The sequence below is a fragment of the Umezawaea sp. NPDC059074 genome, from assembly GCF_042738955.1.
In the GTDB taxonomy this organism is placed as follows: Bacteria; Actinomycetota; Actinomycetes; order Mycobacteriales; family Pseudonocardiaceae; genus Umezawaea.
The window spans coordinates 1-20,849 of record NZ_JBHYHC010000154.1 but is presented as its reverse complement, the minus strand read 5'-3'; the positions used below and the strand labels follow the sequence as shown (position 1 = coordinate 20,849).

Annotated in this window: 19 protein-coding genes, 1 pseudogene and 1 riboswitch; of the genes and pseudogenes, 14 read left to right on the top strand and 6 right to left on the bottom strand. The window is 71.5% G+C overall.

Annotated features, from left to right (window positions below; all coding sequences use genetic code 11):
• Positions 1–319 precede the first annotated feature (319 nt).
• Genes ACFWW9_RS40110 through ACFWW9_RS40100 form a run of 3 tightly spaced genes read right to left on the bottom strand, consistent with a single transcriptional unit; the run spans position 320 to position 3,405 of the window.
• Positions 320–1,492, bottom strand: coding sequence for a hypothetical protein (locus ACFWW9_RS40110; RefSeq protein WP_390387874.1), 1,173 nt, complete (start codon positions 1,490–1,492; stop codon positions 320–322).
• Positions 1,493–1,535: 43 nt separating this feature from the next.
• Positions 1,536–2,501, bottom strand: coding sequence for a phosphotriesterase (locus ACFWW9_RS40105; protein ID WP_390387873.1), 966 nt, complete (start codon positions 2,499–2,501; stop codon positions 1,536–1,538).
• 28 nt (positions 2,502–2,529) lie between these two features.
• Positions 2,530–3,405, bottom strand: a complete 876-nt coding sequence (locus ACFWW9_RS40100) for an LLM class F420-dependent oxidoreductase (RefSeq protein ID WP_390387872.1) — start codon at positions 3,403–3,405, stop codon at positions 2,530–2,532.
• A 105-nt stretch (positions 3,406–3,510) separates the two neighbouring features.
• On the opposite strand from ACFWW9_RS40100, the gene ACFWW9_RS40095 reads away from it, so the two are divergent.
• From ACFWW9_RS40095 to ACFWW9_RS40035, 13 genes are all read left to right on the top strand, one after another.
• The gene (locus ACFWW9_RS40095; protein ID WP_390387870.1) at positions 3,511–5,649 is read left to right on the top strand and encodes an acetate--CoA ligase family protein; all 2,139 of its coding nucleotides are present in this window, start codon (positions 3,511–3,513) and stop codon (positions 5,647–5,649) included.
• Positions 5,646–6,419: an enoyl-CoA hydratase/isomerase family protein gene (locus ACFWW9_RS40090; protein WP_390387868.1), complete on the top strand. Its 774-nt coding sequence runs from the start codon at positions 5,646–5,648 to the stop codon at positions 6,417–6,419. The genes ACFWW9_RS40095 and ACFWW9_RS40090 overlap by 4 nt, the downstream gene beginning before the upstream one ends.
• A complete protein-coding gene (locus ACFWW9_RS40085; RefSeq protein ID WP_390387867.1) occupies positions 6,416–7,567 on the top strand; it encodes an acyl-CoA dehydrogenase family protein in 1,152 nt (383 codons plus the stop codon). Before ACFWW9_RS40090 ends, ACFWW9_RS40085 begins: the two co-directional genes overlap by 4 nt.
• Positions 7,564–8,592: an acyl-CoA dehydrogenase family protein gene (locus ACFWW9_RS40080; protein ID WP_390387866.1), complete on the top strand. Its 1,029-nt coding sequence runs from the start codon at positions 7,564–7,566 to the stop codon at positions 8,590–8,592. Before ACFWW9_RS40085 ends, ACFWW9_RS40080 begins: the two co-directional genes overlap by 4 nt.
• Positions 8,592–9,368, top strand: coding sequence for an enoyl-CoA hydratase/isomerase family protein (locus ACFWW9_RS40075; RefSeq protein WP_390387865.1), 777 nt, complete (start codon positions 8,592–8,594; stop codon positions 9,366–9,368). The genes ACFWW9_RS40080 and ACFWW9_RS40075 overlap by 1 nt, the downstream gene beginning before the upstream one ends.
• A gap of 77 nt (positions 9,369–9,445) precedes the next feature.
• Positions 9,446–10,768, top strand: coding sequence for an ABC transporter substrate-binding protein (locus tag ACFWW9_RS40070; RefSeq protein ID WP_390387864.1), 1,323 nt, complete (start codon positions 9,446–9,448; stop codon positions 10,766–10,768).
• Positions 10,769–10,774: 6 nt separating this feature from the next.
• Positions 10,775–11,512 carry an ABC transporter ATP-binding protein gene (locus ACFWW9_RS40065; protein WP_390387863.1) on the top strand — a complete coding sequence of 246 codons (738 nt, stop codon included), beginning with the start codon at positions 10,775–10,777 and terminating at the stop codon, positions 11,510–11,512.
• Entirely contained in the window at positions 11,509–12,417 is a 909-nt protein-coding gene (locus ACFWW9_RS40060) for a branched-chain amino acid ABC transporter permease (RefSeq protein ID WP_390387861.1), read from the top strand. Before ACFWW9_RS40065 ends, ACFWW9_RS40060 begins: the two co-directional genes overlap by 4 nt.
• Entirely contained in the window at positions 12,414–13,490 is a 1,077-nt protein-coding gene (locus ACFWW9_RS40055) for a branched-chain amino acid ABC transporter permease (RefSeq protein WP_390387860.1), read from the top strand. Before ACFWW9_RS40060 ends, ACFWW9_RS40055 begins: the two co-directional genes overlap by 4 nt.
• Positions 13,490–14,254 carry an ABC transporter ATP-binding protein gene (locus tag ACFWW9_RS40050; protein ID WP_390387858.1) on the top strand — a complete coding sequence of 255 codons (765 nt, stop codon included), beginning with the start codon at positions 13,490–13,492 and terminating at the stop codon, positions 14,252–14,254. The genes ACFWW9_RS40055 and ACFWW9_RS40050 overlap by 1 nt, the downstream gene beginning before the upstream one ends.
• The gene (locus ACFWW9_RS40045; RefSeq protein WP_390387857.1) at positions 14,251–14,955 is read left to right on the top strand and encodes a TetR/AcrR family transcriptional regulator; all 705 of its coding nucleotides are present in this window, start codon (positions 14,251–14,253) and stop codon (positions 14,953–14,955) included. Before ACFWW9_RS40050 ends, ACFWW9_RS40045 begins: the two co-directional genes overlap by 4 nt.
• 34 nt (positions 14,956–14,989) lie before the next feature.
• Positions 14,990–16,786 (top strand): FAD-dependent oxidoreductase, encoded by a 1,797-nt coding sequence (locus ACFWW9_RS40040; RefSeq protein WP_390387856.1) that lies wholly within the window; start codon positions 14,990–14,992, stop codon positions 16,784–16,786.
• Entirely contained in the window at positions 16,783–17,517 is a 735-nt protein-coding gene (locus ACFWW9_RS40035) for an SDR family NAD(P)-dependent oxidoreductase (protein ID WP_390387855.1), read from the top strand. Before ACFWW9_RS40040 ends, ACFWW9_RS40035 begins: the two co-directional genes overlap by 4 nt.
• A gap of 7 nt (positions 17,518–17,524) precedes the next feature.
• Here the strand turns inward: ACFWW9_RS40035 and ACFWW9_RS40030 are convergent, their stop codons facing one another.
• Complete coding sequence (locus tag ACFWW9_RS40030; RefSeq protein WP_390387854.1) at positions 17,525–17,743, bottom strand: hypothetical protein; 219 nt, start codon at positions 17,741–17,743, stop codon at positions 17,525–17,527.
• Positions 17,744–17,832: 89 nt separating this feature from the next.
• Positions 17,833–18,036: riboswitch (cobalamin riboswitch) on the bottom strand.
• A 76-nt stretch (positions 18,037–18,112) separates the two neighbouring features.
• Here ACFWW9_RS40030 and ACFWW9_RS40025 point away from each other — a divergent pair.
• A complete protein-coding gene (locus ACFWW9_RS40025; protein ID WP_390387853.1) occupies positions 18,113–19,522 on the top strand; it encodes a PepSY-associated TM helix domain-containing protein in 1,410 nt (469 codons plus the stop codon).
• Here the strand turns inward: ACFWW9_RS40025 and ACFWW9_RS40020 are convergent, their stop codons facing one another.
• A complete protein-coding gene (locus ACFWW9_RS40020; protein WP_390387851.1) occupies positions 19,523–20,527 on the bottom strand; it encodes a ketopantoate reductase family protein in 1,005 nt (334 codons plus the stop codon).
• A pseudogene (locus tag ACFWW9_RS40015) lies at positions 20,524–20,849 on the bottom strand (lysophospholipase); the annotation flags it as partial. The gene ACFWW9_RS40020 and the pseudogene ACFWW9_RS40015, both read right to left, overlap by 4 nt.

Here is a 20,849-nt window from a genome sequence, read left to right as displayed (position 1 = left end):
CTGGAAAGACGCCTTGACAAAGCGAAAGAGGGTGGGGGCGCAAAAACAATCGGGGGCTGCCAGGGTTGGGGGTTAGAAGAACCTGCCGGCACGGTGCGGTTGGGGCGCGGTGCGAGTGCCGGCCGGGGGCCGGAAGATGGAGAGAGCAGTTCCGATCGGTGCGAGTGGGGTCGGGCCGAGGGTGGTCACGGGGTGAGTTGGGGCCGGGGGCCGGATGGTGGGCACTTAGTCGCGGGTCGGGTTGGGTCGGCTCAGCCCGATGACCTACCAGCACACCCTCAGGCCCTTGAGGTCGGGGGCTGCTTTGGGAGGGTGTGGGTTAGGGGCGGGGGCGCCAGGGGATGGGGACTTTGAGGCCTGGTGTTGGGGGTGGGGTTGCGCCTTCTGTTTTGATGATTTTGCGGGCTTGGGCCAGGAAGTCTTTGCGGGCTGCTTCCGTGCCCTTCGGGGAGGCCAGTAGTGCTTGCGTGAAGGTGGTGGCGTCCCAGGTGATGTGTAGGCCGTGGGCTGCCAGGTAGAGGCCTACTGTGCGTGCCCGGTAGCGGGTTGTGGTGTCCAGCCAGGTGTAGGCCGCTAGGCGCCAGAGCCAGTGGGCGATTTCTGTGGGGTTGGTTGTGGGGTCTGTTGTTCGTACGTCTATGAGGTGGGTGCCGATCAAGAGGTCGGCTGTGGCCCAGTGGGGGACCAGTGTCGGTGTGGACGCGCCCCAGACGCCTACTGGTAGACCTGTTCCCGCTTGGCCTGTGTCCGCGCGTTTGAGGGTTGCCGGGCCTGTTGGTTCCGCGTAGTCGTGGCCCCACGCTCGCCAGGTTTCGAGGGGGCGGTCTGTGTCGTGGGTGCGTAGGCGTTCCGCCAACGCTGTGAGGGCGAGGACCGTGGGTTCGTCCGGGAGGTCCCAGAGGTCGTCGACCGTGTAGTTCTGGCTTGCTTGCAGGGTGGTGAGGGCGTCGTTGGTGTTCGGGGTTGCCCATGAGGCCAGCAGGGTGCACATGCGGGCGAAGCCGGCTTCCACGTTGGGGGTGCCCAAGGTGCCGGGTGGGGCGTGGCCGTCCAAGTAGCGGACCAGGCGTCCGAAGAACTCTGTCAGTACTGGTTCGTGGCGGGTTATGAGGGAGGTTGTGGGTGGGGTTTTGAGGTCCAGCCAGCCTGTGGGGGTGGGGCGGAAGTCCTGGGCTCGGGTGGCGTGGTGTGGGGGGAGGCCTCTGTGGGACGGGAACGTGGCTGCTGTGCGGTGGGCCCAGTCTTGTGAGGCCAGGCCTGCGGTGACCAAGCCTTGTAGGGCGCTGTACGGGGGTGCGCCGTCTATCAGCAGGGCCGCGCGGGTGGTGAAGGCGCGGTCGATCGTGTGGTGGTGTTCTGCTGGTGGTGGGGGTACCGGGTCTACCCGGTTTGCGGCTGTGGTGATCGACGCTGCCAGGCGCTCGGTGCCGGGGAAGCGGCCCGCGAACCAGGCGCCTAGCGCTCCGCCGTCGAGTTGGCTGGTCAGGCTCACCGGAGCATCATGCCCTCCGCCGTTCGGACCGGCCCGTTCGGATCTAACTGGGGGAGAGGACTCGGCGGGGGTTGTGGATGAGCATCTGGTCGATCTGGTCCTGGGTGGTTCCGCGTTCCCGTAGGGCTGGGAGGACCTCGTCGTGGAGGTGGGTGAAGCGCCAGCGGGGGAGCAGTTCGCGTTTCACCTCGACGTCGAAGTTGTGGGTGAAGCACGCCGCGTCGTGGGAGAGGACGATGCGTTCCGCGTAGCCCTCCGCGCAGAGGGCGGCGACCGTCTGCACGCGGTCCTCGAACGGGAGCATCAGGTCCAGGCCGAAGCGGTCCATGCCGATGTAGGAGCCCGCGTCCATCAGTTTGCGCAGGTAGACGAGGTCGGTGGTGTCGCCGGAGTGGCCGATGACCACCCGTTCGAGGTTCACGCCCTCCTCGCGGAAGATGGCCTGCTGCTCCAGGCCGCGTTCGGTGAGGGCGTGGGTGTGGGTGGAGATGGGCACGCCCGTCTCCAGGTGGGTGCGGGCCACGGCTCGCAGGACGCGGTCGACGCCCTCGGTCACGCCCGCGCGGTCGGTGGCGCACTTGAGGATCGCCGCCTTCACGCCGGTGTCGCCGATGCCCTCGGTGATGTCCTTGATGAAGAACTCCGTCAGCAGTTCAGGGCCGTCGACGAGCTTGCCGGGGCCGCGGAAGCGGAAGAACATCGGCACGTCGTCGTAGGTGTACAGGCCGGTCGCGGCGAGGATCTGGACGTCCACCTCCTTGGCCACCTCGACGACGCGGGCCACGTTGCGGCCTAGGCCGAGGACGGTGAGGTCCACGATCGTGCGGACACCTCGCGAGGCCACGTCCTGGAGCTTCTGGCGGGCGTCGGCCATGCGCTCCTCGGTGTTCCAGCGGCCGGGGTAGTTCGACTCGATCTCCTGGTCGAGGACGAACACGTGCTCGTGCATCAGGGTCTGACCGAGGTCGTCGGCGTCGATCGGGCCGAGGACGGATTCGACTGCGGGCATCGCTGCGGGACTCCTCTGGCGGAAGGGGCTAGAACTTGGCGATCACGGTGTCCTGGAAGCGGGCCAGGTCGTCGGCGATGTGCTCGTGGTCGAACACCAGGGTCGAGACGGTCACGCGGTCCACGCCCAGGTCGGCGAGCCGGTGCAGGGTGTCGAGGTTCGTCAGCTCGGCGGGGTTCTTGGTCCACCGGCTGGTGATCTCGATGGCGTCGGGGTCGCGGCCGGTGGCCTCGGCCTCCTTGCGGCAGCGCTTGATCAGCACGTCGAGGCGTTCGAGGTCGTAGCCGCCGGGGAAGAAGCCGTCGCCCAGCCTGCCCGCCCTGATGGCGGCGGGGACGGTGAAGCCGCCGATGTGGATCGGGACGCTTGGACCGTGCGGCCTTGGGGAGCTGACCACGCCCTGGAACGCGACCGAGTCGCTGGTGAAGTCGGCCGGTTCGCCCGACCAGAGGGCGCGCATCGCCCCGATCGTGTCGTTCATCCGCCTGCCGCGGTCCTCGAAGCCCACGCGCAGCGCGTCGAACTCCTCGCGCAGCCAGCCCGCGCCGACGCCCAGGAGCGTCCGGCCGCCGGACAGGCGGTCCAGGGTCGCGACCTCCTTGGCGGTGATCAGCGCGTTGCGCTGGGGCAGGACCAGGACGGCCGTGCCGAGTTTGATCGTCGTGGTGCGTGCCGCGACGAACGCCATCCAGACCAGCGGATCGGCGATCGGGTGGTCCGGCGCGAACGGGATCCGGCCGTCGGCGGTCTCGGGGTAGAGGGGCTCGTACTCGGTGGGCAGCACGACGTGCTCAATCGTCCACAGCGAGTCGAAACCGGAGGCTTCCGCCGCGACCGCGAGCCGACCTGCGGCTTCGGGGTCCGCGAAGCGGCCGATGTTCCCGTGGGTCAGTCCGAACCTCATCCGGCGACTCCTTGATCTTGTGTGGTCCAGGACACTACTTGACACTGAATTCAGGTTCAAGTTACATGCTCGCAACACCCCACCAGCCGCCACGGGAGTCGCCAGGTGTCTGACGCCGCCACGTTCGCCCCGCCTGCCGGACTCGCCGCCGGAACCGACCTCACGGCCCTGTTCCGGCCGAGGGCCATCGCCGTCCTCGGCGCGTCCGGCCGGGTCGGCAACCCCTTCGCCCGGCCGCTGACCTACCTGGTCGAGCACGGGTTCGCCGGGGCCGTCTACCCGGTGAACCCCGGCTACCAGACCCTCGAGGGCCTGCCGTGCTACCCGTCGCTCGACGACCTGCCGGGCGAGGTCGACCTGGTGCTGATGCTGGTGTCGGCCACCGAGGTCGTACGGCAGCTGCCCGCCGTGGCCAGGGCCGGGGCGACGGCGGCGGTCGTGTTCGCGTCGGGCTTCGCCGAGACCGGCCCGGACGGCCAGGCGCTCCAGGACGACCTCGTGCGGCTGGCCCGCGAGCACGGCGTCCGCCTGCTCGGCCCCAACTGCCAGGGGCTCGTCGCGGTCCACGACCACGTGGTCGCGTCGTTCACCGCGGCGCTCGAACTGGGCGTGCCGGAGCCCGGCAACATCGCCTACATCGGCCAGAGCGGAGCGGTCGGAGGCTCCATCTTCAGCCTGGCGCGGGAGCGCGGCCTGCGGATCGGCACCTGGGCCAGCACCGGCAACCAGGCCGACCTCGGGGCGACGGAGATCGCGAACTTCCTGGTCGAGGACCCGCGGATCGAGGTCCTCACGCTGTACCTGGAGAGCCCGGTGCCCGGCGCGGAGTTCGACCGGCTCACGGCGCGCGCCGCCGAGCTGGGCAAGTCGGTGCTGGTGCTCCGGTCGGCGCTGTCGCGGTCCGGGGCGCGGGCGGCCACGTCGCACACCGGCGCGATCATCGGCGACGACGCGGCGTTCACCGCGATGTGCCGCGAGCGCGGAGTGATCCAGGCCGACGACGTCGAGGACTTCATCGCCACGGCCCACGCGCTGAGCGTCCTGCCGCGGTCCGGGGGCGACCGGCTCGCCATCATCACGACCTCCGGTGGCGCGGGCAGCCTCGCCGCGGACCAGGCCGAGGCGCGCGGGATGACCGTGGAGGACCTCACCGAGCCGGTGCGGGCCAGGCTGTCGAAGGTCGTGCCGGACTTCGGGGCCGTGTCCAACCCGGTCGACGTGACGGCGCAGATGTTCAAGGCCAACGAGACCGACGGGTTCATCGCGGTCTGCGACGAGGTGCTGGCTGATCCCACCGTGGACTCGGTGCTGGTCGTGCTGACCATGGTCACGGGCGGGCTGGCCACGTCGATGGCCGACGGCCTGTGCGGGCTCTGGGCCCGCGCGACCAAGCCCGTGGTGGTCGTGTGGCTCGCCGCCCGGCAGCAGACCGCCGAGGCCAGGGAGATCCTGCGCGCCAAGGGGATGCCGGTGTTCGACTCGCCGCGCATCGGCGTCGGCGTGCTGCACGCGCTGGGCACGAGCGTCCCGGTGCCGTCGCAGCCCAACGGGCACCTGTCCGACCTGGACGTCCTCAGTGGACTGCGCGGTGGCGTGATCACCGAGCACGAGGGCGCGCAGGTGTTGGCGGCGCTGGGGATCGACCGGCCGCGGGAACGGCTGGTGTCCTCCGCGGAGCAGGCGGCCGACGCCGCGCGGGCGTTGGACGGCCCGCTGGTGTTGAAGATCCAGTCGCCCGACGTCCCGCACAAGACCGAACGCGGGGGCGTGCGGCTCGGGGTCGGCGTCGACGAGGCCGCGGCCGTCTACGACGAGATCGTCGTCCGCTTCGCCGCCGAGGGCGCGACCGACGTGCTGGTGCAGGAGCAGGTGGGGGAGGGGCCCGAGCTGCTGGTCGGGATCACCAACACCGAGCCGGGGTTCCCGCCGCTGCTCACCGTAGGCATGGGCGGGGTGACCACGGAGCTGTACCGGGACACCACGACCGGGCTCGCCCCGGTGGACGCGCGGCGGGCCAAGGAGATGCTGCTGGAGCTGAAGGCCGCGCCGCTGCTCACCGGGTTCCGCGGGCGGCCGGGCCACGACCTGGACGCGGCGGCCGCCGCCATCGCGACGCTCAGCAGGCTCGCGGTGCTCGTGGGCGACCGGCTGGTCGAACTCGAGGTCAACCCGCTGCGGCTGGTCGACGCCGGAGCGCGGGCGATCGCACTGGACTTCCTGCTACGCCTGGAGACGAGCGCATGACACCGGAGATCCGCCTGGACGTCGAGCACGGGATCGCCGTCCTCACCGTCAGCAACCCGTCCATCAAGAACGCCCTCACGCTGAAGATGTCCCACCAGCTCACCGAGTTCTGCGACCGGATCGACGCCGACGCGACGATCGGCGCGGTGGTCGTGCGCGGCGACGGCGGCACGTTCTGCTCCGGCGCGGACACCCGGTCGTGGAGCGGCACGTACGCCGATCCCATGAGCGACAGCGCCTACGCCGAGACCGACGACATCTACGGGGCGTTCTACCGGGTGGGCCAGATCAAGGTCCCGACGATCAGCGCGGTGCGCGGGGCGGCGGTAGGCGCGGGGCTGAACCTGGCGCTGGCCACGGACCTGCGGATCGTCGCCGACGACGCCCGGCTCATCGCGGGCTTCCTCAAGGCGGGCATCCACCCCGGCGGCGGGTTCTTCACGATCGCCTCCCGCGTGGGGGGTCGGGAGGCGGCCGCGGCGATGGGCGTGTTCAGCGAGGAGGTGTCCGGCCCCCGCGCCGTCCAGCTCGGACTCGCGTGGGACGCCGTGCCCGACGACGAGGTGGAGGCGCGGGCGCTCGCGCTGGCCGGGCGGGTCGCCGGTGACCCGGTGCTGGCCCGGCGGGTGGCGAAGTCGTTCCGCGCGGAGGCCGACCCGTCGCCGCTGCCGTGGTCGACGGCCATCGAGGTCGAGCGCGGCGTGCAGATCTGGACCCAGGCCCGGCGGCTGCGGGGCGACGACGACGTGACGACGGGAGCGGAGCGGTGATCGAGTTCCGGCCGTCGGGCCTGACAGCGGACGAGGAAGACCTGCGCGTGCGGGTGCGCGAGTTCGTGGCCGAGGAGTTCCCCAGCGGGACCTACCTGCCCGAACTGGGCATCAACGCCGCCGCCGACGTGGAGTTCAGCCGCAGGCTGGCCGCACGGGGGTGGGTCGGCATGGTCGTGCCCGAGGAGTACGGCGGGCCGGGGAGGTCGGCGACCGAGCGGTTCCTCGTCGTGGAGGAGCTGCTCGCGGCCGGTGCCCCGGTCGGGGCGCACTGGGTCGCCGACCGGCAGACCGCGCCGGTGATCCTGCGCTTCGGCAGTGAACGGCTCAAGCGCGAGTTCCTGCCCCGGATCGTCAGCGGCGACGTGTTCTTCTGCCTGGGCATGAGCGAACCGGACAGCGGGTCGGACCTCGCGTCGGTGCGCACCAGGGCCACCCGCACCGACGGCGGCTGGCTGCTCAACGGCCGCAAGGTGTGGACGTCGGGCGCGCAGTACTGCCACTACGTCATGACGCTGTGCCGCACCTCGCCGCGGGGGGAGCGCAAGCACGCCGGGCTGAGCCAGCTCATCGTCGACCTGCGGTCGGACGGCCTGACCGTGTCGCCCATCCGGCTGCTCAACGGGCAGCACCACTTCAACGAGGTCGTGTTCGAGGACGTCTTCGTGCCCGACCACCTGGTGCTCGGCGAGGTCGGCTCCGGCTGGCACCAGGTCACGTCGGAGCTGGCCTACGAGCGCTCGGGTCCGGACCGGTTCCTCACGACGTTCCCGGTGCTGCGGTACTTCCTGGACTTCCGGCACGCCGCCGGGCCGGAGGCGGAGCTGCGGCTCGGCGCGCTCGCCGCCCGGTACTGGGTGCTGCGCAACATGTCGCTGTCGATCGCGCGGTCGCTCGACGACGGCGAGGTGCCGGTGGTCGAGGCGACGCTGGTCAAGGACCTCGGCACGTCCTTCGAGCAGGACGTGCTGGACGTGGTCCGCGACCTCGCGGGCGGCGACCAGGACCCGGACGGCGACCTGTTCGGGCGGCTGCTGGCCGACGCCACGGTCACCGCGCCCACCTTCACGCTGCGCGGCGGCACCAACGAGGTGCTGCGGTCCGTCGCGGCCAAGCACCTCCTGCGCGAGAAGCGGAGAGCGGTATGAGCGACGAACTCCAGCTCTTGGACGAGACCCTGGCCGCGATCTTCGCGAGGCACTTCGACCGCTCCGCGCGGATCGCCGTCGGGCGCGACTTCCCGCACGAGCTGTGGACGCTGCTGGACAAGGCCGGGCTGACGACGCTCGGCGGGGACGGCGCCGAGCTGGCCGAACTCGTCGTGCTGGCCCGTGCCGTCGGCCGGGCCGCCGCGCCGGTGCCGCTGGTGGAGACGGCGGGGCTCGCGGCGTGGCTCGTCGGCGCGGCCGAGGAGACCCTGCCCGAGGGGATCACGACGTGCGCGGTCGGGCACGCCGACGACGACCTGCGGGTGGTGCGCTCCGGGGACGGCTGGGCCGTTTCCGGGACGCTGCACCGCGTGCCGTGGGGGCGCGACAGCGGTCACGTGGCCGCGCTCGTGGACGGCGTGCTCGTGGTGCTGCCCGTGCCGCAGGACGTCCGGCACGGGGTGAACCTGGCGGGCGAGCCGCGGGACACCCTGGAGTTCCACGGCGTCGCCGCGCACACGGTGGTGGACGGGGCGGTCGGGCCGGACGCGCTGCGGGAGCGGGGAGCGGTGCTGCGGGCCGCGTCGATGGCCGGGGCGATGGAGTCGGCGTTGGAGCTCTCCCTCGCCTACGCGGGGGAACGCGAGCAGTTCGGCAAGACGATCTCGTCGTTCCAGGCCGTGCAGCAGCACCTGGTCGCCATCGCCGAGGAGGCGCTGTGCGCCGGGATGGCGGTGCGCCTCGCGGTGGCCGCGTCACCGGAGCAGGCGGGGTTCGCGGCCGCGGCGGCGAAGAACACGGCGGGCTGCGCCGCGGCCGTGGTGACCAAGCGGGCGCACCAGGTCCACGGGGCCATCGGCGTCACGGACGAGCACGCGCTGCCGTGGTTCACCAAGCGGCTGTGGGCGTGGCAGGACGAGTTCGGCACGGCCCGCGAGTGGGCCGCGCCGCTGGGCCGCGGCGTGATCGCGGACGGCGGCGCGGGCCTGTGGCCGCGGCTGAGCGCCAGCGTGGGGGACGCCTGATGAGCGCGCTGCTGATCGACGTCACCGACTCCGTGGCCACGGTGACCCTGAACCGCCCGGACCACCTCAACGCGTTGAGCGCGGAGCTGCAACGGGAACTGGTCGAGGTGTTCGCGGACCTGGACCGCGACGACGGCGTCCGGGTCGTGCTGCTCAGCGCCAACGGGGACCGCGCGTTCAGCGCCGGCGCGGACCTCAAGCAGATGAACGGCAACGACCGCGCGGGCGCGGCGGCGTACCTGCCGATGAGCGGGCCGATGCGGAACCTGTACGAAACGGTGCTGGAGTGCGGGAAGCCGACGCTCGCGGTGCTGCACGGCTGGGTCGTCGGAGGCGGCCTGGAACTGGCGATGGCGTGCGACCTGCGCATCGCCAGCGACGACGCGCGGCTGATGCTGCCGGAGTCGAAGGTGGGGCTGGGGGCGAACTTCGGCAGCCAGATGCTGCCGAGGCTGGTGCCGATGGGGATCGCGTTCCAGATGCTGTACCTGGGCGAGCCGCTGGAGGCGGCGGACGCCCACCGGGTGGGGCTGGTCAACTGGCTGGCGCCGCGAGCGGAACTGGAGGACCGGGCCCGCGCGATCGCGGCGCAGCTCGTGGAGCGCGCGCCGGTCACCCTGCGCCGCTACAAGGCGATGGTGCGGGTGGGGTCGACGCTGCCCATCTCCACCGCGCTCCGCCTGGATCCGGGCCCGAGCCCGTACACGAGCGCCGACCGGCTTGAGGGGGCCGCGGCGTTCGTCGAGAAGCGAAAACCGCAGTGGACCGGGCGTTGACCCCGGTTTTCGCGAGCACGGCAGCACGACCACTCCTCCGGGCGCGACGCGCCTCCCAATGGCGAGAGGTACGAACCATGGCCATCGACAAGTCCCACGGCCTGCTCGACATCCAGGCGTCCAGGCGCCGCTTCCTGATCGGCGCGGGCGCGCTGGGGGCCACCGGCTTCCTGGCCGCGTGCGGCGACACCGGGTCCGCCTCCGGCGGCGGTGGCGGCAACCCGATCACCATCGGCTACGTCGCCTCGCTCACCGGCGCGACCGCGGCCTACGGCACGCAGACGTTGAACGCCCTGCAACTGGCCGCGAAGGACCTCAACGGGCTGGGCGGGATCCTCGGCCGCCAGGTCGTGATCAAGGCGGTGGACAACCAGTCCAAGCCGGACGCCGTGCCCGCGTTGATGAAGCAGCTCGTGCAGGACGGCTGCAAGATCATCCTCGGCGCGTCCGCCAGCCCTCCCACCGTCGTGGCGGCGACGACCGCCGACCAGATCAAGGTGCCGCTGCTGGTGCCGATGGAGGCCGCCGCGTCGATCATCGGCGACGGCCGCAAGTACGCGTTCAAGCTCGAACCCACGATGCCCGACCAGAAGGGCTGGGCCGCCGCGTCGGTGCGGGCCGTCATGGCGGGCGCCAAGGCCGCCGGGACCCCCGTGCGGACCGCGCTGATCGTCCACGCGAGCCTCGGCGCCTTCCCGGAGGCGAAGACCGCGTGGGAACGCACTCTCAAGGAGGAGTTCCCGGACGTCAGGCTGCTGGACACGATCTCCTACGACGAGGCGTCCACCAGCGACTACGCGCCGCTGGTGAGCAAGGTGCAGGCGGCGAACCCGGACGTGCTGATCTTCGGCGGCAACCCGCAGGGCACGTTCCAGTTCTACCCCGCGCTCAAGGCGTCCGGCTTCGTCCCGCGGGCGACGGTCGGCGTGCTCGGCGGCAACACCAACACCAAGTTCGTCGAGTCGGCGGGCGACATCGCGGAGAACGACCTGGCGGGCAGCTACTGGACCCAGAAGCTGAAGGCCAAGGAGGGCTCCAAGTTCTCGCCGCAGAAGTTCTACGACGACTACGTGGCGGCCTACGACGGCCAGAAGCCCGACGGCATCGGCGCGTGCTACTACTCGGCGCTCGCGGTCGCCGCCGAGGCGATCACCATCGCCGGCACGGCCGACGACTCGGAGAAGATCGCGCAGGCGCTGCGCAAGGTCGACTTCGACGGGCTGGGCGGCGACAAGAACGGCATGTACATCATCGGCCACGGCGTGAAGTTCGACGAGAAGGGCCTGAACTCCAAGGCCGAGGGCATCGTCACGCAGGTGCAGGGCGGCGAGTTCATCCCCGTCTACCCGGAGACCGTGGCCACCGCCAAGATCGTCTACCCGCGCCCCGGAAGCAAGTAGCCCGCCATGACGACGCTGGAGGTCCGGGGCCTCACCGTGAAGCGGGGCCGGTCCGAGGTGCTGCACCAGGTCGACCTGGTGGTGCGCGAGGGCGAGTGCGTGTGCCTCGTCGGGTCGAACGGGGCGGGCAAGACGTCGCTGATCGAGGGCGTGCTGGGACTGTTGCCCGCCAAGGCGACGACGCTGTCGTTCCTCGGCCGGTCGCTGCTCGGCGTCCGGCCGTGGGATCGGGTCCGCCGCGGCCTGGTCGTGGTGCCGCAGAACCGGGACCTGTTCTCCGGCATGACCGTGGAGGAGAACCTGAGGCTCGGCGCCGTCGCCGTGGGGGACCGCGTGGCCGCGGACGCCGTGCTGGAGGAGATCTACGAGCTGTTCCCGCGACTGGCCGAACGCGCCGCGCAGCTCGCGGGGACGCTCAGCGGCGGTGAGCGGTCCATGCTCGCCATCGGCCGGGGGCTGATGTCCCGGCCGAAGATGCTCGTGTTCGACGAGCCGTCGCTCGGTCTCGCGCCGCTCGTGGTCACGTCGATCATGCGGACCATCGCGGAGATCAACGAGCGCGGCACGACCGTCCTGCTCGTCGAGCAGAACGTGCACCAAGCGTTCGCCCTCGCCTCCAGGGCCTACGTCCTGGAGAACGGCGTCATCGCGGGGGAGGGGCCGACCGGCGAGCTGGCCGACTCGGAGCTGATGCGGCGCGGGTACCTCGGCAGCGCCGCGACCGGAGGGGTGGTGAAGGCATGAGCACGGTGCTCCAACTGGCGTCGACCGGGCTGCTGCAGGGGTTGCTGTACTCGCTGATCGGCATCGGCCTGTACCTGGTGTTCACCGTCATGCGGGTGGTGAACTTCGCCCACGGCTACTTCGTGCTGATCGGCATGTACGGCGTGCTCTCCCTGGGGCCCAAGGGGTTCCTCCCGTTCCTCGGGGCGATCGTCGTGGCCGCGGCGGGCGGCGCGCTCGTCGGGTACCTGGTGCAGCGGTTCCTGCTGGAGTCGGGGCTGGCCAAGGGCGGCCACAGCCAGCTCGTCATCACGCTGAGCCTGGGCATCGCCATCCAGTACCTGTTCCAGGTGCTGCACCCGGAGCCGTTCGAGACGATCCCGAACCCGTACCCGTTCGAGGCGTTCACGTCCTCCGGCGTGACGATCAGCGCGCCGAGGATGGCCGCGGGCGCGCTGAGCCTCGTGCTGGTGCTGCTGGTGTCGTTCCTGGTGTACCGGACCAGGATCGGCACGATCATCCGCGGCTGCTCGGAGAGCCTCAACGGCGCGATCCACGTGGGCATCAACGTCCGGCGCGTTTACCGGCTCACGTTCGCGCTGGGCTGCGGGCTCGCCGCCATCGCCGGTGGACTGCTGCTGCCGATCCAGCCGGTGTCGCCCGCGCTCGGGCTGGAGCTGACCATCAAGGCGTTCATCGTCGTGGTCATCGGCGGCGCGGGCTCGCTGTGGGGCACGGTCGCCGCCGGTGTGCTGCTCGGGCTCGCCGAGGCGCTCGGCAGCCTCTACGCGCCGGGCACGTTCGCCACGGCGCTCGTGTACGGGCTGTTCTTCCTGGTGATCCTGGTCCGGCCGCAGGGGCTGGTGGTGCGGGCCGCCGCGCGGATCACGCCGCGGAAGTCGCTGACGAAGGTTGGTGTGGGATGACGAACCCGCTGCGCTACCTCGACACTCCACTGAGGAGGGTCAACGCCGTCGTCGTCACGGTCGCGCTCGCCTTCGCGCTCGTGTACCCGTTCCTGGTGCCACCGCCGATGATCGGGGTCGGGTTCGTCGCGCTGCTCTACGCGCTGCGCAACTTCACCTGGAACATCGCGGGCGGGTACGTCGGCCAGCTGTCGCTGTCGCACATCGTGGCGTTCGGCACGGGCGCGTTCTCGGTGGCGGTGCTGACCTGGCGGCACGAGGTCAACGCGTGGATCGCCCTGGTGGTCGGCGTGCTGATCTCGGCGGTCGTCGGGTTCCTCATCAGCCTGCTGATGAGCCGGTTCGGCGTGAACGCGTTCTTCCTGGCGCTGGGCACGCTCGCGCTGAGCCTCGCCGCCGCGGGCGTCGCCGCGTCGTGGACGTTCCTGGGCGACACCAACGGGATCTCCTACTCCGGCACGGAGGAGGGCTTCGCGCACCTCCAGTGGTACGTGGACCCGAGCGGCTTCTACTACACGACACTGGGTTTCCTGGTCGTGATCACGATCGGGATCGCGGCGCTGATGAGGTTCACCCACTTCGGCCGGTCGCTGCCGTTCATCCGGGAGGACCCGGTGATCGCCGCCAGCATGGGCATCCGGGTCGTCCGCAACCAGGCGCTGGCGATGGCGCTGAGCATGGGGCTCACGTCCATCGCGGGGACGCTGATCGCCCAGTACGTCCAGATCGTCAGCTACGAGTCCGTGCTGACCGTGGAGATCGGCGTGGCCATGATGGTCGGCTCGATCATCGGCGGCGCGGGCACGCTGGCGGGCCCGATCGTGGCGGGCATCGGCATCGCCGTGCTGGAGGAGTTCCTCCGGTCGTTCGCGGTGTCCTCGGCCAACGTCAGCAGCTACACGCAGATCGCCTACGCCGTCGTGGTGATCCTGCTCCTGCGGTTCGGCACCGGCGGCATCATGCCGCTCTGGGAGGCCGGGGTGCGGGCGGTCTTCGGCACCGGGCGCAAGCCACCCGCCGTTCCGGAGCAGGAACAACGGGTCGGCGAACTCGTGGACGGGAGGGTGGGCTGATGCTCGACGTCGCGAACGTCGCCAAGAGCTTCGGTGGGCTGAACGTGCTGTCCGACGTGACGTTCACCGCCGACTCCGCGGCCATCACGGCCCTGATCGGCCCGAACGGCGCGGGCAAGTCCACGCTGGTCAACATCATCGGCGGGGTGCTGCGCCCGGACGGCGGGCGGGTGCGCCTGGACGGCGAGGACGTGACCGGCGTGCCGTCGGCGACCGCCTTCGCCAAGGGCATCACCCGCACGTTCCAGATCTCCGGCAACGTCGGCGGCCTCAACGTGTTCGAGTCGGTCGCGGTCGCGGCCTACCGGCAGGCCCGCGGGTACCGGCAGGCCAACGCGCTGGCCCGCGCCGAGCTGGAGCGGTTCGAGCTGTGGGAGTACCGCGACCAGCAGTTGGGCAGCATCCCGACGGCGTTGACGCGGCTGGTCGACTTCGCCCGCGCGATGGTGTCGCGGCCCAAGGTCCTGCTGCTCGACGAGGTCATGGCGGGCCTCACCCCGCACGAGGTGGACCTGGTGATCCGGCAGGTCGGCACGTGCCGGGAGCAGGGGGTCGCCATCGTTATGATCGAACACGTCATGCAGGCCGTCGAGGCGCTGGCTGACCACGTGGTCGTGCTGAACCAGGGCCAGGTGATCGCGAGTGGCTCACTCGGGGATGTGAGCCGCAACGCGGAGGTCGTCGAGGCGTACCTCGGTACCCCTCCCTCGGCGAGCGACGACGCTCGCGTCCCCGCCGAAAACTCGGCAAAGGGGCAGTGGTGAGTTCACCTACGGGCGATCCGATGGACGACCCGGTCGAACGCGGGGACACCGCGGCGCCGGTGGAGTCCGACCAGGACTGGGACGCGGGCATCCTGGTGCCGCGCACCGAACGCGGGTTCCGCACCCAGGAACGGCTCCTGGAGGCGGCGAGCGAGATCTTCGTGCGCGACGGGTTCCTGGACGCCAAGATCACCGACATCACGGCGTTGGCCCGCATGTCGAGCGGGTCGTTCTACACGTACTTCGACTCCAAGGAAGCCATCTTCACCGCGGTCATCCGCAAGGTGAACGAGGGGCTGTACGTGGCGGCGTCGGTGCCCACCGGCTCGTCGCGGGACCCGTTGGAGCGGTTCGAACTCGTGACCCGCGCCTACGTGCGGGCCTACCAGGAGAACGCCGGGCTGCTGGCGATCCTGGAGCAGGTCGCGACGATCAGCCCGCGGTTCCGGGAGATGCGCCGCAACATCCGGCAGATCTTCCGCAACCGGTCGGAGAAGGGCATCCGCAGGCTCCAGAACGAGGGCCGGGTGGACCCGACGCTGTCGCCGCGCTGCGTCGCCGAGGCCATCACGTCGATGGTCAGCAACTTCTGCTACGTGTGGCTGGTCCTCGGCGAGGACTACGAGGAGGAAGAGGTCATCCAGACCTTGACCACCCTGTGGGCCTCCGGGATCGGTTTAAAGCAGGCCACCGACTCCTGAACTCCCTCCCTCCACCGCCGCGGAAAGGAACCCGATGACCGTCCCCGAGGAGACCAAGGGCCCGACGCGGCGGCGGATCGCCGCCGACTGGCTCGCCGCGCTCGACACCGCGTTGACCGGCCACGACTTCGCGGCCGCCGCGGCGCTGTTCACCCCGGACTGCTACTGGCGCGACCTGCTGGCGCTGACGTGGGACATCCGCACCTTCCACGGGCCCGCGCTGGTCGAGGAGGCGTTGCGGGCGGCGTACGAGCCGAGCGGGTTCACCGATCCCGTGCTGGAGGACGGGGATCCGGTCGTGGGGGCGATCGGCGAGCGGACCGGCGTGGTCGAGGCGTTCTTCGGCTTCCGGACCGCTTTGGGGCGGGGCAGGGGTTTTGTCCGGCTCGTGCAGGACGGGGGTGCGGTGCGCGCCTTCACGTTCCTGACCACGTTGCAGGAGCTGGACGGGTACCCGGAGAAGACCGGACGCCGTCGGCCGAGGGAGAACCGGCACGAGGGCCGGGAGAACTGGCTGGACCGCCGGATCGCGACGGCGGAGTTCGCGGACGCGGACCCGGAGGTCCTGGTGGTCGGCGCGGGGCAGGCCGGGTTCACGCTCGCCGCGCGGCTCGGGCAGCTGGACGTGCCCACCCTCGTGGTCGACAAGATGCAGCGGATCGGCGACAACTGGCGCGGCCGCTACCACTCCCTGACGCTGCACAACGAGATCTGCGTCAACCACATGCCGTACCTGCCGTTCCCGGACACCTGGCCGGTGTACATCCCGAAGGACATGCTCGCGGACTGGTTCGAGTCCTACGCCAAGGCGCTGGAGCTGAACGTGTGGACCGGCACCGAGTTCCTCGACGGGCGGTTCGACGAGGACGACCGGCGCTGGACCGTCCGCCTGCGCCGCCCGGACGGCTCGATCCGGACGATGCGGCCCGGCCACGTCGTGCTGGCGACCGGTGTCAGCGGCATCCCCAACACCACCACGTTCGAGGGTATGGACGAGTTCCGGGGCCAGGTCGTGCACTCCAGCGGGCGCACCGAGGACCTCGACGTCGACGGCCGCACGGTCCTCGTCGTCGGCGCGGGCAACAGCGCCCACGACATCGCGCAGGACCTGTGCCAGCGCGGCGCGGACGTGACGATGCTCCAGCGCTCGTCGACGACGGTCGTGAGCCTGGAACCGAGCGCCGCGCGGGTGTTCACGCTCTACAGCGAGGCCGACGGCGTGCGGCCGCTGGAGGACACCGACCTGCGCAGCGCGTCCGTGCCCAACATGCTGCTGCGCGAGCTGCACGGCCCGTTGAGCAAGGTGATGGCCGAGGACGACAAGGAACTCCTGGACGGTCTGCGGGCCGCCGGGTTCGCGCTGGACAACGGCGAGGACGACACCGGCTTCTACCTCAAGCTGATCCGGTACTTCGGCGGCTACTACATCAACGTCGGCGCGTCGGACCTGATCATCGAGGGCCGGATCAAGCTCAAGCAGGGCAAGGGGATCGACCACTTCACCGCCGACGAGGTCGTGCTCGCCGACGGCAGCGCGGTCAAGGCGGACCTGGTCGTGCTCGCCACCGGGTACAAGCCGATGCAGGAGGGCGTGCGGGCGCTGTTCGGCGACGACGTCGCCGACCGGGTCGGCCCCGTCTGGGGGCCGGGGCCGGACTGGGAGCAGCGCGGCATGTGGTCGAGGACCGGCCAGCCGAACTTCTACGTGCTCGGCGGCAGCTTCGCGATGTGCCGCATCTACTCGCGGTTCGTCGCCCTCCAGATCAAGGCCACCGTCGAGGGCATCGCCCCCGCCCCGTGGTCCACCACTTCGACAGGGAGCACGAGATGACCAGGGTGTGCCTCGTCAGCGGATCGGCACGGGGACTCGGCGCGGCCATCGCCGAGCGGATGGCGGAGGACGGCTACGCCGTCGTCGGCCTCGACGTGGGCTACCCGTCGTCGTGCGACCTCTCGACCCTGCCCGCGGCGGCGGCTCCTGGCGTGTACCCGGTCCACGGGGACGTGAGCGACCGCGCGGCGGTGCTGGCGCTGGTCGACGTGGTGACCGAGCGGTTCGGCGGCGTCCACGTGGTGGTCAACAACGCGGCGTGGATCCACTACGCGATGCTGCCGGACGTGGAGGAGGAGACGCTCGACCGGATGATCGCCATCGGCGTCAAGGGCATGGTCTGGCTCAGCCAGGGCGCGGCCAAGGCCATGGGGTCCGACGGCGGGTCGATCGTCAACATCACCTCGATCACCTCCACGACCGGGTTCCCGCGCGCCACGATGTACGGCGCGCTGAAGGGCGCGGCGGCCAGCATGACCCGCCAACTGGCCGTCGAACTGGCCCCGAACGGCATCCGCGTCAACTCCGTCGCCCCCGGTTTCATCCCCACGCCAGGCTCGCTGGCCATGGTCGACCCGGCGGGCGTCGACCGCCGCGAAAGCCGCACCCCGCTGCGCCTGGCCACGCCGCGGGACGTGGCGAACGCCGTGGCGTTCCTGGCGTCGGACCAGTCGAGCGCGATCACCGGCCAGTCCCTCGTCGTGGACGGGGGGATGACGATCTCGCTGTGAGCGGCGGTCAGGCGTCGGCGAACCGGAGCAGGCCGAGGCCGACGGCCGCCACGACCGCGGCCAGCGCCAGCAGCCACGGGGTGGCGCGGAGCCAGGCGGTGGCGCGTCGGGAGTCCACGAGGTCGGGGGCCGCGAAGCGGTGGGCCACGAGGAAGGCCAGGAGCGCGACGAGGATCGTCAGGCCCGAGCGGGCCAGTGCCGCGCCGAGCGTGCTTGCGTTGTCCACCTTGCTCCTCGTCCACGACCGGAGGCCGAGGACGGCAGCGCACGAGTGCGCGGCAGCCCACCCGAGAGGCTCCGGACCAGCGCACGCCGAACAGCGCGCGCACCGGTGGCAGGTCTTCGGACTCGCGGGCGTCGTGCTCGTGCCTACTGGCCGTCGCTTCCCGGACTCGCGTCTAGTGCTCTTGACGGCGGTCGTTCCCGCTCACCGCTGCGGGGCAGTCCCGGATTCCCACCGGGTTCCCTCTTGCCTCACCCGCTCCGAGGACCGGGTGAACCACCAGCACCGGGGATTTTAGCGGGCGGGAACCAACCGGCCGACGCGGACGACTACTGCGGCGAGTCCCGTCCGCTTCCCTGCAAGAGGTGCCGCATGTCCGCTCCCGTCGTCGAGGCCGACCGAACCGAGGAGGCGGCCGGTCCACCCCGGCTGTCGGTGGTGCCGCTGCTGCGCAGGCTGCACTTCTACGCCGGGGTGCTGGTGGGGCCGTTCCTGCTGGTGGCCGCCGCGTCGGGGCTGCTGTACGCGCTCGCGCCGCAGATCGACGACGTGCTCTACGGCGACGTCCTGACGGTGTCCTCGGCGCAGGGCGCGCCGCGTCCGCTGGCCGAGCAGGTCGGGGCGGCGCAGGAGGACCTGCCGGACGGGACCGTGACGAGCGTCCTGGTCTCCGACGACCCGATGGCCGCCACGCAGGTCGTGTTCGCCGCGCCGGGGCTGCCCGAGGACCACAGCCGGACCGTGTACGTGGACCCCTACACGGCACGGGTGCAGGGGCAGCTGACCACGTGGTTCGGGTCGACGCCCGCGACGACGTGGCTGGACGGGCTGCACCGGCACCTCAACCTGGGCGAGCCCGGTCGGCTGTACTCGGAGCTGGCGGCGAGCTGGCTGTGGGTGATCTCCCTGGCCGGGCTGGCGCTGTGGCTCGCCCGGCGGTGGACCGCGCGCCGGAAGGTCCGCGCCCTGCTGCTCCCGGAGGCGGGCGCGAAGGGCGTGCGCCGCACCCGGTCGTGGCACGCGAGCGTCGGCACGTGGGCGCTGCTCGGCGCGCTGTTCCTGTCGGCCACCGGCCTGACCTGGTCGACCTACGCGGGTGAGAACTTCAGCGCGGCCCTCACGGCGTTGAACGCGAAGGCCCCGGTGCTCGACACCGCGCTGCCGGGCGGGACGGCGGCGGCCGCTGACGAGCACGCCCAGCACAACGGCACGCAGGCCGCGACCGCCGCCGTGGACCCGGCGACCTTCGACAAGGTGCTCGCCACCGCCCGGCGGACCGGGTTCGACGGGCCTCTGGAGCTGGCCGCGCCCGCTGACGCCGCGAGCGCGTGGACGGCGTCGCAGACCGACAACACCTGGCCAGTCCGGTTGAACAAGATCGCGGTCGACCCCGCGAGCGACACCGTGACCGCCCGCGCCGACTTCGCCGACCGGCCGTTCCTGGCGAAGCTGTCGTCACTCGGCATCCAGGCGCACATGGGCAGGCTGTTCGGGATCGCCAACCAGGCCGTGCTGTTCCTGCTGGCCGCCGCGATCCTGACGCTGATCGTGCTCGGCTACCGGATGTGGTGGCGGCGCAACCCGACCCGCGCCGCGTTCGGCGGCCCGCCGAAGCGGGGCACGTGGGAGCGGCTCCCGCTGTGGGTCGTGATCCCGGCCCCGCTGGTGCTGATCGCGATCGGCTGGGCGATCCCGCTGCTGGGGATCAGCCTGGTCGCGTTCCTCGTGCTGGACGCGGTGCTGGGCGTGGTCCGCGCGCGGCGGGCCACGCCCAGCCGCTGATCACGGCACCTCCACCAGGGGCAGCAGTCTCGCGAGGTCCTCGTCGCCGAGCGATCCGGCGGCGACGCCCGCCGCGACGGCCTGGTGCACCCGGCGCAGCACGGCCTCGTTGAGCGGGGCCGTGCCGCCGTGCAGCCGGGCGAGCAGCACGATCTCGCCGTTGAGGAAGTCGGACTCCACCGGCGCGCCTCTGGCGACGCTCTGCCACGTCGACGCGCCCGGCCGGTCCTTGCCGGGGATCGGCCGGACGGCGAACCCGGCCAGGTCGATCGTGCTCTCCGCCGGGAAGTCCGCGACCGGCTGCCCGACCAGGTCGAACACCGCCCCGGCCTCGGCGCGGATCGCCTCGGCGGCGGCGTCGCGCAACGCGCTGGGCGCGTACACGGCGGTGAGGGCGTTGGGCAGGATCGCCAGCAGCTTCCCCGCCTTCCACCGGGCGATGTCCGGCACCACCTGCGTCGCGAGGTCCGCGGCGGTGAAGTCCGCGGCCAGCGCGGCGAGCGCGGGGTGCGTGCCGGAGGGGTACGCGCCGATCCAGAACACGCTCGCGATCGGGCTGGTCGGCGACACGACCTCGCCGGGGTGCAGGTGGCTGGCCGCCGACCACGTCACCGCGCCGAACACGGTCGCGAACCGGCGCAACGCCGTCCGCTCGCTGTCCAGGCCGTTCTGGAGCAGCACCACGGGCAGCACGGCCGCTGCCGGGTCGTCGTGCCCGACGACCGGAAGCCACGCCCACGCGGCCAGCACGCCCTCGACGTCCTGCGCCTTCGTCGCCACGACGAGCACGTCGTCGCCGGTCAGGTCCACCTCGTCCGGTCCGCCGACCACCGGCACGGGCACGGTCGTCGTGCCGTCCGGGCGCACGTACCGCAGGCCGTTCTCGCGCAACGCCGCCAGGTGCGCGCCGCGCGCGACCAGGACGCTGGACGTGCCCGCGAGGTGCAGCTGGGCGGCCACGGTCGCGCCGACCGCGCCGCCGCCGATCACCACGTACCGGGTCATCGCGGCCCGGCCAGCTCGTCGGTGACGAGCGGCGTGCCCGCCCGCAGGCGTTCCAGGAACAGCACGATCGTCGCCGCGGCGCTCCGGTGCGTCTGGTTGTTGAGCGCGTCGTGGCCGGTCTCGACCAGGCCGACCAGCCGGGCGTCGCCGACCTTGGCGTACCAGTCGCGCACGGCGTCCAGCGGGCTGACCACGTCCGCCGCGCCGTGCACGCCGAGCACCGGGATGTCGACGGCGGTCGGGTCGGCCAGGCCGAACCACTCCGACGGCGGCGGCGACCACAGCGCGCCCCGGCGAACGCCCTCGTCGTCGCTGAGCCGGG

Coding starts and splice junctions, on each gene's coding strand:
- ACFWW9_RS40105 (WP_390387873.1), bottom strand. CDS start 2,501: ATGCCCGCAGTCGAATCCGTCCTCGGCCCGATCGACGCCGACGACCTC.
- ACFWW9_RS40100 (WP_390387872.1), bottom strand. CDS start 3,405: ATGAGGTTCGGACTGACCCACGGGAACATCGGCCGCTTCGCGGACCCC.
- ACFWW9_RS40090 (WP_390387868.1), top strand. CDS start 5,646: ATGACACCGGAGATCCGCCTGGACGTCGAGCACGGGATCGCCGTCCTC.
- ACFWW9_RS40080 (WP_390387866.1), top strand. CDS start 7,564: ATGAGCGACGAACTCCAGCTCTTGGACGAGACCCTGGCCGCGATCTTC.
- ACFWW9_RS40075 (WP_390387865.1), top strand. CDS start 8,592: ATGAGCGCGCTGCTGATCGACGTCACCGACTCCGTGGCCACGGTGACC.
- ACFWW9_RS40070 (WP_390387864.1), top strand. CDS start 9,446: ATGGCCATCGACAAGTCCCACGGCCTGCTCGACATCCAGGCGTCCAGG.
- ACFWW9_RS40065 (WP_390387863.1), top strand. CDS start 10,775: ATGACGACGCTGGAGGTCCGGGGCCTCACCGTGAAGCGGGGCCGGTCC.
- ACFWW9_RS40060 (WP_390387861.1), top strand. CDS start 11,509: ATGAGCACGGTGCTCCAACTGGCGTCGACCGGGCTGCTGCAGGGGTTG.
- ACFWW9_RS40055 (WP_390387860.1), top strand. CDS start 12,414: ATGACGAACCCGCTGCGCTACCTCGACACTCCACTGAGGAGGGTCAAC.
- ACFWW9_RS40050 (WP_390387858.1), top strand. CDS start 13,490: ATGCTCGACGTCGCGAACGTCGCCAAGAGCTTCGGTGGGCTGAACGTG.
- ACFWW9_RS40040 (WP_390387856.1), top strand. CDS start 14,990: ATGACCGTCCCCGAGGAGACCAAGGGCCCGACGCGGCGGCGGATCGCC.
- ACFWW9_RS40035 (WP_390387855.1), top strand. CDS start 16,783: ATGACCAGGGTGTGCCTCGTCAGCGGATCGGCACGGGGACTCGGCGCG.
- ACFWW9_RS40025 (WP_390387853.1), top strand. CDS start 18,113: ATGTCCGCTCCCGTCGTCGAGGCCGACCGAACCGAGGAGGCGGCCGGT.
- ACFWW9_RS40020 (WP_390387851.1), bottom strand. CDS start 20,527: ATGACCCGGTACGTGGTGATCGGCGGCGGCGCGGTCGGCGCGACCGTG.